The following is an 11,603-nucleotide window of genomic DNA, read 5'->3' as shown; positions in this document are numbered from 1 at the left end:
ATCTGTTTTCATTCTATTCTCATCTCATTCTTAAGTCGGCGCAAGTCCTTTGTTGGACTTTCCACCTAGCTCCCGCTACCCCGACTTCCATGCGCTGGCATTCCCGTTCACCCTCCCTGCTCATGCTGCTGCTCGCCGTCGGCCTGGCGCTTTCGCTGGGGCTCAACGGGCTGCTGCTGACGTCCCGGCTGGAGTTCTTTCCGGCCGAGCACATCGAGGAGCTAGCCGAGGCAACGGCCGATTTGCACCTCACGCAGCAGCAGCTAGCCCATTGTCAGATCCAACAGCAGCAGCAAGATAGCCTGCTGCTGATCCTACGCCACCAAGAACGCAGCCAGGTGCTGGCTGACCGCTAATTCACCCCCTGTCCATGAGCCTATCATTTTTCAAGCCGCTCCCTAGGCTTCCATTCGTTTTTTCCCAAGGGGTACTGGGTGGCCCTTTGCGCCGGGCGTTGCTCGCCGCAACTTGCGTGGCAGGCGTCAGCGGCTGTTCGGTTGATGGCAAGGAACGGGGCCGTGTTGCCGCCCCGGACGTGCGGCCCGTAGTAGCGCTGAAACCCGTGGAGCAAGACCTGTTTCATGATTACGTAGCCGACGTGCAAGCCGTGCGCAACGTGGAAGTGCGGGCCCAGGTAGCGGGGTTTCTGGAGCGCATTTATGTGGATGAGGGCCGTCCGGTGAAGAAAGGCCAGCCGTTGTTTCAACTCAATGCCAGCGTCTACCGCAACCAACTCAGCCAGGCCCAGGCGGCCCTGGCCAGCGCGCAAGCCCAAGCCGGCGCGGCCGACGTGGAGCGTGAGCGGGTGCAATTGCTGGCCGACAAAAACATCGTGGCCAAAACCGAACTGACGCTGGCCGCCAACAAGGTGAAGGATGCCCGGGCCCAGATAGCCCAGGCGCAAGCCGGAGTGGCCGCGGCCCGCCTCAACTTAAGCTACACGCTGGTGCGGGCCCCCTTCGACGGCGTCATTGACCGTATCCCGCTGAAGATGGGCAGCCTGGTGGAAGAAGGCACCTTGCTGACCACCGTTTCCGATTTGCACGAAGTGTACGCCTACTTCAACGTGGGCGAGGGAGAATACTTGCAGTACCTGAAGGCCCGGCAGCAGTATCCCGACCGGCACTCCGATTCGGTGCAGCTGACGCTGGCCGACAACTCGTTGTACCCGCAGGCGGGCCACATCGAAACCACCGAAAGCGAGTTCAATCCCAACACTGGCTCGCTGGCGTTCCGGGCGCGGTTTGCCAACCCGCAGCGGACACTCAAGCACGGTGCCTCGGGCCGGATTCGCCTGACGACCACCCTGCCGGCGGCGCTGCTGCTGCCGCAAAGAGCGGTGTTTGAAATTCAGGACAAAAACTACGTGTACGTGGTGGACCAAGCCAATGCCGTGCACATGCGCAACTTCGTGCCCCAAACCCGAACCGGGGATTTTTACGTGGTGAAAGAAGGCTTGAAGCCCGGTGAGCGAATCGTGTACGAAGGCGCGAACAGCCTCAAGAACGGCCAGCAGATCAAGCCCCGCCCCGTTTCCCTCGACTCGCTGCTGGCGGCGCGCTAACGTCCCCGTTCGGTATGGGCTGGGAGGCTGCCAGCCGGCTTTTGCTGGTGCTGACCGCCCCGCCCGCCTACTCCTTTCCACCTATTTGCAGACCGCCTGGCGCGTCGGCTCGCTGCCTTATGTTCGATATCTTCATTCGCCGGCCCATCCTGTCGCTGGTTATTTCGGTGTTTCTGGTGCTGCTGGGCTTGCTGGCCCTCTTTACGCTGCCCATCACCCAATTTCCCGACATCGTGCCGCCCTCCGTAACCGTGACGGCCAAGTACACCGGCGCCAACGCCGAAGTGTGCGCTAAGGCCGTGGCCACGCCCCTGGAGCGCGCCATCAACGGCGTGCCGGGCATGACCTACATGAACTCGGTAAGCTCCAACAACGGCGTCACGCTGATTACCGTGTTTTTCCAGGTGGGCACCGACCCCGACCTGGCCGCCGTGGGCGTGCAGAACCGGGTAACCACCATTCTCGACGAGCTGCCGGAAGAAGTTATCAAGGCCGGCGTAACCACCGAGAAAGAGGTAAACTCGATGCTGCTTTACCTCAACATCACCAGCGACGACAAGGCGGCGGGCGAAAAGTTCATCTACAACTTCGCCGATATCAATGTATTGCAGGAGCTCAAACGCATTGATGGGGTGGGCTTCGCCGAAATCATGGGCTCCCGCGAGTACTCGATGCGGGTGTGGCTCAAGCCCGACCGCATGGCCGCCTACGAGGTAGGCACCGACGAAATTGTGGAGGCCATCCGCAGCCAGAACGTGGAGGCGGCCCCCGGCAAATCCGGCGAAAGCTCGGGCTCGAACACGCCCCACGCCATGCAGTACGTGCTGCGCTACTCCGGCAAGTTTTTCGAGCCCGAGCAGTACCGCAACCTGGTGGTGCGCGCCAACGCCGACGGCTCGGTGCTGCGCCTGCGCGAGGTGGCCGACGTGGAGTTTGGCTCGCTCACCTACAGCATGGCCTCGAAAACCGACGGCAAGCCCTCGGCGGCTATCATGCTCAAGCAGCGCCCCGGCTCCAACGCCTCCGAAGTAATTGCCAACGTGAAAACGCGCATGGCCGAGTTGCAGGAAACCAGCTTTCCGCCCGGCATGAAGTACAGCATCGCCTACGACGTGTCGCGCTTTCTCGACGCCAGTATCCACGAGGTGCTGCGCACTTTGGTGGAGGCTTTCCTGCTGGTATTCGTGATTGTGTACCTGTTTTTGCAGGACTGGCGCTCCACCCTTATTCCGGCCCTGGCCGTGCCCGTGGCGCTGATTGGCACGCTGTTTTTCATGCAGACTCTGGGCTTCAGCATCAACCTGCTCACGCTGTTTGCCTTGGTGCTGGCCATCGGCATTGTGGTCGATAACGCCATTGTGGTGGTGGAAGCCGTGCACGCCAAAATGCAGGAGAAGCACCTGCCGGCGCGAGCCGCCACGTTCGAGGCCATGGGCGAAATCAGCTCCTCGCTGATTGCCATTACCCTGGTGATGTCGGCGGTGTTCATCCCGGTTTCCTTCATGGACGGGCCAGTGGGCGTGTTTTACCGCCAGTTCTCCCTGACCCTGGCCATTGCCATTGTGATTTCGGGCGTAAATGCCGTGACGCTCACCCCGGCCTTGTGCGCGTTGCTGCTCAAGCACGATGCCAACGCTCCGCGCCAGGGGCTGCTGGGCCGCTTCTTCGCGGGCTTCAACCGCCGCTACGAGGCCCTGTCCGGCGGCTACCAACGCTTGCTTACGGTGGTGGCTGGGCGCCGCATGATTACGCTTTTGGTGTTGGCGGGCTTTTTCGCGGCCACCTGGGGCGTAAGCCGGGTGCTGCCCGCGGGCTTTATTCCAACCGAAGACCAGGGCATGGTGTACGTGAACGTCACAACCCCCGCCGGGGCCACCGTGGAGCGCACCGAAGCCGTGCTCGACGAAGTGCAGCGCATTGCCAGTGCCCTCAAACCCGTGGAATCGGTATCGACGCTGGCCGGCTATAGCCTCGTGAACGAGGTGGCGGGCGCTAGCTACGGCATGGGCATGATCAACCTCAAAGCCTGGGACGAACGAGAGCAGTCGGTGGCCAGCTTCATTGCCGAGCTGGAAGAGAAAACCAAGAACATCAGCGACGCCGACATTCAGTTTCTGCCGCCGCCTACGGTGCCCGGCTTCGGTAACTCCAGCGGCTTCGAGCTGCGCCTGCTCGACAAGTCGGGCACCGGCGACCTGCAAAAAACCGCCGAAGTGTCGCAAACCTTCCTGACGGCGCTGCGTGCGGATGCGGCCATTGGCGGGGCCTTCACCAGCTTCGACCCCAACTTCCCGCAGTACCTGATTCATGTGGACCAGGACATGGCGGCCAAGAAGGGCGTGACCATTGACAAGGCCATGAGCACGCTGCAAACCCTGATGGGCAGCTACTACGCCTCCAACTTCATCCGCTTCGGGCAGATGTACAAGGTGATGCTGCAAGCCGGCCCCGAGTACCGCGGGCGGCCCGAGGATTTGCTGGCCCTGCACGTGAAAAACGACCGGGGCGAGATGGTGCCTTTCTCCACCTTCGTGCGCCTGGAGCGGGTGTTCGGCCCCGACCAGCTGACCCGCTACAACATGTACACCTCAGCCATGCTCAACGGCGACTCGGCCCCCGGCTTCAGCTCCGGCGACGCCATTACGGCCATCGAGAAAGTGGCCGCCGAGGTGCTGCCCCGCGGCTACGACTACGAGTGGAGCGGCATGACCCGTGAGCAGATTCTGAGCGGTGACCAGGCCCTATACGTGTTCGGCGTGGTGCTGATTTTCGTGTACCTGTTGCTGGCCGCGCAGTATGAAAGTTTGCTGCTGCCGCTGCCCGTGCTGCTGAGTCTGCCCACCGGCATATTCGGCGCGTTTCTTAGTCTCAAGCTGCTGGGGCTGGAAAACAACATCTACGCGCAGGTGGCCCTGGTAATGTTGGTGGGCTTGCTGGGGAAGAACGCCATCCTGGTCATCGAGTTTGCTGAGCAGCGCCGCCGGGCCGGCGCTACGGTGCTGGCCGCCGCCGTGGAAGGCGCCGTCTCGCGTTTGCGCCCCATCCTGATGACCTCGTTTGCCTTCGTGGCGGGCTTGATTCCGCTGGTTGTGGCCAGTGGGGCCGGGGCGTTGGGCAACCGTTCCATCGGGACGGCGGCGGCGGGCGGTATGCTGGTGGGCACCTTGTTCGGCATGGTTCTGATTCCGGGCTTGTATGTGCTGTTCGCCTCGTTCGAGAAACCCAAAAACCTCGCGCCCGCGGAAAAACCAGTGCCTCCCAAGGCCAAGAAAGCGGAATTGGTGGCGCACTAGCGGCCCCTGATTCCGCCCGGTTTTCCCACGTCTTCATCTAACTTCTCCTCGCTTATGCGTTTGCTCTTGTATGTGCTGACTGGTACGCTGCTGCTGGCTACCAGCTGCCGCGTAGCCGCGCCCGACCAGCCCGCGGCCAGCCCGGCCCTGCCTTCTTCTTTCCATTCCTCCGCCAAGGTGAGTTCCCAACCCGCGCCCTCCGACACGCTCGACGCCGGGCGGCAGACCTGGCGGCAGTTCTTTCAGGACCCCGCCCTCACGGCGCTAATCGACACGGCCCTGCGGCAAAACCTGGATGTGCGGGTGGCGTTGCAACGGGTGGAAGTGGCACGCGCCCAGTACCTGGCCCGGCGCGGGGCGCTGCTGCCGGTTGTGTCGGGGGCGGCTTCGGCCGGAGTTGACCGGTTCGGCCGCTACACCCTCAACGGCGTGGGCAACTACGATACCAACCTCTCCCCCAACATCGAGGGCCGGCAGCGCATTCCGGGGCCCGTAACGCCGGACTTGTTTGTGGGTTTGCGCAGCTCCTGGGAGCTGGATATCTGGGGCAAGCTGCGCCAGCGCCGCCGGGCCGCGTACCTGCGGGTGCTCGGTTCCGAGCAGGGCCGTAACCTAGTGGCAACCACCGTGGTGGCCGAAGTAGCCCGCCTCTACTACGAACTCCTTACGGCCGACAACCAGCGGGCCGTGCTTGAGCGTAACCTGGCCTTGCAGCGCGAAGCCCTGGGGCTGATTCGGGTGCAGAAACAGGCCGGCCGGGCCACCGAGCTGGCCGTGCAGCAGTTTGCCGCGCAGCTGGAACGCACCGAAAGCCTTTCTTCCGAAGCCCGGCAGCGCGTAACGGAAGCAGAAACCAGCCTCAACCAGCTGCTCGGGCGCTACGCTCAACCCATTACCCGCGGGCGGGCCCTGCCGGCCCAAACGCTGCCTTCCCGGCTTGGGGCGGGCGTGCCGTCCACGGCCCTGCTGCGCCGCCCTGATGTGCGCGAAGCCGAGCTGACGCTGCAAGCCACCCGCGCCGACGTGGATGCCGCTCGGGCCGCCTTTCTGCCCTCGCTCACGCTCACGCCTTATGTTGGCTTTCACGCGTTCCGGCCCGAGGCGCTGTTCAACCCGGCCTCGCTGGCCTACGGGGCGCTGGCCGGCTTAACGGGGCCGCTGCTGAACCGGGCGCAATTCAAAGCCGAATACCGCCAAGCTGTAGCCGGTAATTACGAAGCGTACTACCGCTACCACCAAGCGTTGCAAACGGGTTTCCGCGAGGTAGTAACGGGCTTGCAGGGGCTGGAAAACTACCGCGCCGCCGCCGCCGCGCGCCAGCGGGAAGTGAATCTGCTGACGGGAGCCGTGGCTACTTCGCGGGAGTTGTTTGTGGCTGGCTACGCTACGTATTTGGAAGTAATTACCGCCCAACGCAGCGTGCTCGAGGCCGAGCTGAGTTTGGCCGAGGCCCGCCAGGCGCAGCTGCTGCAAAGCGTGGCGCTGTACCGCGCACTCGGCGGCGGCTGGCAGTAAGTTGAAACCAGCTGGCTCAGTTCCTGCCTGCGGCCTGCATTGGCAACGAAAACAGAAGCAGCGCCCTTGGTACCCCACGTGGACTGGACGGATTTAGCTGCGTCCGGTCCGCGTGGGGGCTTACGCCATTGCGGGTGTGCGGAAGGCAAGAACGGGCGCAGATGACTCGGGTAGTGGGACGCTCATCATTTCTCATTTCCTTCTCATCTCATTCTCATGCGCGGGTCGGTTCTTTACTAAACCCGAGCAGCATGGTGCTGCACGCCAGCGGAGTAGCAGCACGCTGCTTGCTTGATGCTGGTGCTCGGTTTCCGTTCCTTCCACCTTCTACCCCCTTTTGCCATGAACACGATTTGGGTAACCAACGCCGATTACGCCCGCTTGCACCTGCTGGTGCTTTCGCACCGCTTGCAGTTCGGCAATGGGCCGGTGGAAGCCTTAAACCACGAGCTGCGCCGGGCCGAACGGGTTGCCGCCACCGACATCCTGCCCGACGTGGTGACGATGAACTCCCGGGTGCGGCTGCGCGACTTGCACAGTGATGCCCAGCTGGAAATCACGCTGGTGTACCCGCAGTACGCCGACGTGAAGGCCGGCAAAATCTCGATTCTGGCTCCCGTAGCAACAGCTGTGCTCGGCTGCCGCGTCGGCGACAAGGTGACGTGGCCTCTACCCAAAGGAAAGGCCACGTACTGGCTAGAGGCCATCCTGTATCAGCCCGAAGCCATCGGCGACTTTTCCAGCTAACTACCAACACCTTATCGCCACCTACCACCGGTCTTAACGGGGGCAGCCGCGGCGCCCCCTTTTTAATTGCCGCGCTACGCCGGTTGCACTTGCTGCCGGCGCGCCAACTGTCTTTCACCTCTCCTCGTTTTCCCCATGTACGGTTTAGAAGCCTTTTCGCACGTCGACACCTGGGTTAGTCTGCTGACCCTGACGCTGATGGAAATCGTGTTGGGCATCGACAACATCATCTTCATCTCCATCATGGTCAACCGCCTGCCCGTGGCCGAGCAGAAACGGGGACGCACGATTGGGCTGCTGCTGGCCTTGGTGTTTCGTATTGGGTTGCTGCTGAGTATTTCCTGGATTGTAAGCCTGCGGGCCGCCCTGTTCACCCTGACGCTGCCGTGGCTGAGCGCCCCCTTCCCGGTCAGCGGCCGCGACTTGATTTTGCTGGCCGGCGGCCTATTCCTGATCTACAAGAGTACCACCGAGATTCACACCAAGCTGCAAGGCGAAGAGGAGCTGGCACAGATGGGGGGCAACGCCACCAAGGCCCTTTCGCAGGTGATTTTGCAAATCATCATCATCGATTTGGTGTTCAGCTTCGACTCCATTCTCACGGCCGTTGGTCTGGTGGATAACGTGCTGGTAATGATGATTGCCGTTGTGGTTTCGATGGGTATTATGCTGGCCTTCAGCGGCGTAGTGGCCGACTTCGTCAACCGCCACCCGACGGTTAAGATGCTGGCCCTCTCCTTTTTGATTATGATTGGGATGATGCTGGTGATGGAAGCGGCGCATCAGCACCTCGACAAAGGCTACCTCTACTTTGCCATGGCCTTTTCGCTGCTGGTCGAGATGCTCAACATCCGGCTGCGGCGCAAGGCCAAGGCCCCGCCGGTGCACGGGAGGTAGGTGGGGGTGGCCCCGTAGCGCAACGCTGTTTTTCGCTTGCCGCTGCTGCCCTCTTAATTGGCACTGGGTCCGGTAACCCGGCGTCGGCACCGTATTCCCCGGCCGACTATACTTACGGGGAGTGGCTGCGCCAAATAACTGACTACGCTTTCGGGGCCGGGCCGCCCGGTACCACCTCTGACATAGGTAAACAGAAAAGCCCGTACCAACTTGCCATGTTTACTGCGGCCCTCCCGTCCCTCGGTTTGCCCGCCAACTATTCTCCCAATTTACACTTCTGCACTCAATGACAACCGACGCTTCAGTTTCCAGGTTAAGCCTCTTGTACGGCATCCTTGCTTTCGCATGTATGTGCTTCTATTTCTTTCTAATCTACGCACTAGATTTACACAGAAGCCAGCTGGTGCGCTTTGGTAGTCATGCGTTTACGGTAGTGGTGGTTGTTCTGGCTGTGCGGGCTTTCAAAGCGCAAACAGATAACCCCATTTCCTATTTATCAGGGTTGAAGCTAGGTTTTTTGGTTTCCTTGGTTGGGTCGGTGCTCTTCGCGGCATTCATTTTCCTTTATGCCAGCTTTCTGCATCCAGCCTTTCACCGAGAGTTAAACAATGAAATTTATTTCAACCAACATCTCAGCCCCTTCGTGCTTGCCGGCTCGATTATCCTGCTCGGCACCATTATCGGCAGCCTGACCAGCGGCATCCTGATGATGTTGGATGGCACCGCTGGCAAGAGCCATAGTAGCCTGACCAGCAACAAGTAACCGCACTACTCACCATTGTCGCCTGCTTCAGGAAGAACGAGAATAACAAGGGGCTTAGGAAGTAAACCTAGCTAAAGGGGCTGTTGTCGGAGCAATTTAAGCAGGAGCTTGTAGAGGTTTTGGTGGCGGTGGTTGAAGCGAAATTCGCACTCTTTTAAGTGCAGTTCGACAGTGTATTTGGCCACGCCGCGGAAAGGCTGCAGACGAGCTTTGGCGAAGCGCCAAAAGGACTCGATGCCGTTGCTGTGGGACGCGCCCCGAACGAATTCATCCTGGCCGTGGCGCACGCGGAAGTGGCGGTCAACTCCCACATCCACCAGCCCGTTATACCCGCGCCAGCCATCGGTATTGACCATCGCTGCCACATCAGTTTTCCCCCGAATAATGGCCTGCAAGGTTTCTTTCTGGCAATTCAGGACGATTTCGGTGTAGACCTGGCCGTCCTGTTTGCCCAAGCCGAAGACGATGGTTTTGCCGCCCGCGCCACGGCCCCGCTTGCCGCGCACCCGGCCCGAAGTACAATTCATCTAACTCAGCGGCTCCCTGCAGGTCTGCTGGTGCGGGGCAGAGTTGCTGGAGCCAGCGGCGTAGGCGCAGGGACAAGCCGTTCAACCTCAAGTTTTAGACATCTTTGTTTGGCGGGACTCAGAGCTATGAAGTGCGAGTTGGCTCGCCATGGCACGTCACATGATATAGCAACTCAGTGCAGTTAATTGCCTTAATTGTTATATACTTGTCTTCCTGCCAAGCGCAGCTTAATCGTTTTGGCAATTCTGTATCCTCACCGTTACAGCGCAATCTGAAAACCTTGTATTAGCAGCACCCGCATAGTGCCAAATGATGCCGCAGTTTTGAGAGTGCCAGGCTTAACACTTAATCCGCACGTTGGCCGGAACGTTATCCGAACAGACCAGCCTCCACCAGTTGGAGGTAGTTTATACCAACTTCGGTATCGTAGATTGTTACTGTTTCTTCCGATTATCCTTCAACTAGCTCGTTTATGTCTTCGTCCAATGCCTCGCTGTGGGATGACTTCCGGGCAGGCAGTGAACAAGCATTCGAGCGCATTTTTCTGGCTTACTACGACGGCTTGTACAGCTACGGGATGCGGCTGAGCCGTGACGAGGAACTAACGAAAGACGCCATTCAAAACCTGTTTCAGCGCCTTTGGCAACGCCGGTCGCAGCTGGGGGCCGTAGCGGTACTGAAGCCCTACCTGTTTAAGGCGCTACGCCACCAGGTAACCGACGATCTGACGGCCGCGCAACGCCACAGCCAGCTGCCGGCCGACTACGAAGCCGAGTTCAAAATTCAGTATTCGCCCGAAGACTTCCTGGTTGCTCAACAGCTTTCGGGTGAGCGGCAGGAGCAGCTGATGACAGCCATTAGCCAACTCAACAACCGCCAGCGCGAAGCCTTGCACCTGAAGTTCTTCGATGGGTTTGCCTACGACCGGATTGCGGATATTATGGCCTTGCATCCGCAGTCGGTGCGCAACCTGATTCATCAGGCCATTACGCGGTTGCGGCAAGCCCTGCCCCCCTTGGCTGTAGTGGGGCTGGCAGGGCAGTGGGCATTTGCGCATAAGCTGGAAATACTAAAATTATTTCTCTGATAATCAGTTAATTACAAATAATTTTAAAAAAATCACAACTAAATACGAGTATAAAAAGGCCCGCCGGGAGTGGTTGAGATAAAGCAGACACTTTCTCCCCGAGGTTATGGATTTTATACGTTACGCTGTCGATGATTTCGTGCTCGATGAGTCGTTCCAAGAATTCGTGGCCGATGCTGACTCCGAAGCCGGAATCTTCTGGCAAGCCTGGCTAAAGGAGCACCCCCAGCAGCAAGAAGCTGCCCGCGAAGCCTACGCGCTGGTGAAGGGCCTGGGCCCGGCACAGCACAACCTGGTGCCGGCAGGTGTAAAGCAGCAGGAACTCATCCGGCTGCGCAAGCGCTTGCAGCATGCGCCAGTAGCGCGGCCCCGGTTGCGGAGCCAGCGGCGCGCTGGTTTGTTATGGCTCAGCACCCTGATGCTGGCCCTGCTTGCCGTAGTTGGGTGGTGGCAGTGGGTCGGGCCGGGCAAGGAAGCCGCCACAATGGTTCGCTACACAACCGCCAACGGACAGCGGCGCACCGTGGTGCTGCCCGACAATTCGGTTGTGACCCTCAACGCCAACTCCACCCTGACCACTACGGGCCAATGGACTGCCAGCACCCCGCGCGAAGTGTGGCTCACGGGCGAAGCCTATTTCCAGGTCACTCACCGGGCCGCGCAGCCGGTCAGCAACATTCAGGCGGCTCCGGCTCACGTCAAGTTTGTGGTACACGCCGGCGAGTTGGCAGTTTCGGTGGTAGGTACGCAGTTCGATGTAAACAGCCGGGCCGGGGCCACCAAAGTGGTGCTGCGGTCGGGCAAGGTGATAGTAGACCGGAAGGCGGGGCTGACCCGCGAAAATATGGCCATGCAGCCCGGCGACTTGGTTGAAACCAGCACGGCCCGCCCGGCCCTGACGCGACGCCGGGTGAAGCCCGACCTGTACTCAGCCTGGACCCAGGACCAGCTGCGGTTTCAGGATACGCCGGTTCGCGAAATCGTGCAGCTGCTGCGCCGCTCTTACCATTTGCAGGTAGAGGTCAGCGACCCTGCCATTCTGAACCAGGAAATCACGGGCGACGTGCCCGCCAACTCGCTTGATGTGCTATTGCCGGCGCTGGCGAAAGCGCTGGACATCCAAGTTACACGGACTGGAAACGTAGTGCGCTTTCGTTCAATAACGCGCTGATTAACAGAATTTTGCTGACAGACCTTACCTAAAATCCC

9 protein-coding genes and 1 pseudogene are annotated in these 11,603 nt (G+C 60.3%); 9 read left to right on the top strand and 1 reads right to left on the bottom strand.

Annotation, left to right across the window (positions count from 1 at the left end; genetic code table 11):
* Window positions 1–122: 122 nt before the first annotated feature.
* The 7 genes from J0X19_RS02100 (at window position 123) to J0X19_RS02070 (ending at window position 8,779) form a co-directional block, all read left to right on the top strand.
* Window positions 123–356 carry a hypothetical protein gene (locus J0X19_RS02100; protein WP_206980274.1) on the top strand — a complete coding sequence of 78 codons (234 nt, stop codon included), beginning with the start codon at window positions 123–125 and terminating at the stop codon, window positions 354–356.
* 116 nt (window positions 357–472) lie between these two features.
* Window positions 473–1,564 (top strand): efflux RND transporter periplasmic adaptor subunit, encoded by a 1,092-nt coding sequence (locus J0X19_RS02095; protein WP_317194727.1) that lies wholly within the window; start codon window positions 473–475, stop codon window positions 1,562–1,564.
* A gap of 119 nt (window positions 1,565–1,683) precedes the next feature.
* On the top strand, window positions 1,684–4,857 hold the full coding sequence (locus tag J0X19_RS02090; protein WP_206980269.1) for an efflux RND transporter permease subunit: 3,174 nt from the start codon (window positions 1,684–1,686) through the stop codon (window positions 4,855–4,857).
* Window positions 4,858–4,911: 54 nt separating this feature from the next.
* Window positions 4,912–6,372 (top strand): efflux transporter outer membrane subunit, encoded by a 1,461-nt coding sequence (locus J0X19_RS02085; RefSeq protein ID WP_206980260.1) that lies wholly within the window; start codon window positions 4,912–4,914, stop codon window positions 6,370–6,372.
* A gap of 342 nt (window positions 6,373–6,714) precedes the next feature.
* Window positions 6,715–7,119 (top strand): nucleoside diphosphate kinase regulator, encoded by a 405-nt coding sequence (gene rnk, locus J0X19_RS02080; protein WP_206980258.1) that lies wholly within the window; start codon window positions 6,715–6,717, stop codon window positions 7,117–7,119.
* A 135-nt stretch (window positions 7,120–7,254) separates the two neighbouring features.
* Entirely contained in the window at window positions 7,255–8,016 is a 762-nt protein-coding gene (locus J0X19_RS02075) for a TerC family protein (protein WP_206980256.1), read from the top strand.
* Window positions 8,017–8,302: 286 nt separating this feature from the next.
* Window positions 8,303–8,779, top strand: coding sequence for a DUF4199 domain-containing protein (locus J0X19_RS02070; RefSeq protein WP_206980254.1), 477 nt, complete (start codon window positions 8,303–8,305; stop codon window positions 8,777–8,779).
* Window positions 8,780–8,850: 71 nt separating this feature from the next.
* On the opposite strand, the pseudogene J0X19_RS02065 reads toward J0X19_RS02070, so the two are convergent.
* Window positions 8,851–9,367: pseudogene (locus J0X19_RS02065) on the bottom strand (IS1595 family transposase); the annotation flags it as partial.
* A gap of 412 nt (window positions 9,368–9,779) precedes the next feature.
* On the opposite strand from J0X19_RS02065, the gene J0X19_RS02060 reads away from it, so the two are divergent.
* Both J0X19_RS02060 and J0X19_RS02055 read left to right on the top strand, forming a co-directional pair.
* Window positions 9,780–10,394, top strand: coding sequence for an RNA polymerase sigma factor (locus J0X19_RS02060; protein WP_206980250.1), 615 nt, complete (start codon window positions 9,780–9,782; stop codon window positions 10,392–10,394).
* Between the two features lie 106 nt (window positions 10,395–10,500).
* Window positions 10,501–11,565, top strand: a complete 1,065-nt coding sequence (locus J0X19_RS02055) for a FecR family protein (RefSeq protein ID WP_206980248.1) — start codon at window positions 10,501–10,503, stop codon at window positions 11,563–11,565.
* Window positions 11,566–11,603: the final 38 nt, after the last annotated feature.

Source organism: Hymenobacter telluris (assembly GCF_017313265.1).
Lineage (GTDB): Bacteria > Bacteroidota > Bacteroidia > Cytophagales > Hymenobacteraceae > Hymenobacter > Hymenobacter telluris.
Note: the sequence above shows the minus strand (reverse complement) of the source record. Positions and strands in the feature narration are given on the sequence as shown.

What these genes read in the sequence shown, in the direction of transcription:
- J0X19_RS02075 (WP_206980256.1), top strand. Translation starts at nt 7,255, where the DNA reads ATGTACGGTTTAGAAGCCTTTTCGCACGTCGACACCTGGGTTAGTCTG.
- J0X19_RS02060 (WP_206980250.1), top strand. Translation starts at nt 9,780, where the DNA reads ATGTCTTCGTCCAATGCCTCGCTGTGGGATGACTTCCGGGCAGGCAGT.
- rnk (WP_206980258.1), top strand. Translation starts at nt 6,715, where the DNA reads ATGAACACGATTTGGGTAACCAACGCCGATTACGCCCGCTTGCACCTG.
- J0X19_RS02100 (WP_206980274.1), top strand. Translation starts at nt 123, where the DNA reads ATGCTGCTGCTCGCCGTCGGCCTGGCGCTTTCGCTGGGGCTCAACGGG.
- J0X19_RS02090 (WP_206980269.1), top strand. Translation starts at nt 1,684, where the DNA reads ATGTTCGATATCTTCATTCGCCGGCCCATCCTGTCGCTGGTTATTTCG.
- J0X19_RS02055 (WP_206980248.1), top strand. Translation starts at nt 10,501, where the DNA reads ATGGATTTTATACGTTACGCTGTCGATGATTTCGTGCTCGATGAGTCG.
- J0X19_RS02070 (WP_206980254.1), top strand. Translation starts at nt 8,303, where the DNA reads ATGACAACCGACGCTTCAGTTTCCAGGTTAAGCCTCTTGTACGGCATC.
- J0X19_RS02085 (WP_206980260.1), top strand. Translation starts at nt 4,912, where the DNA reads ATGCGTTTGCTCTTGTATGTGCTGACTGGTACGCTGCTGCTGGCTACC.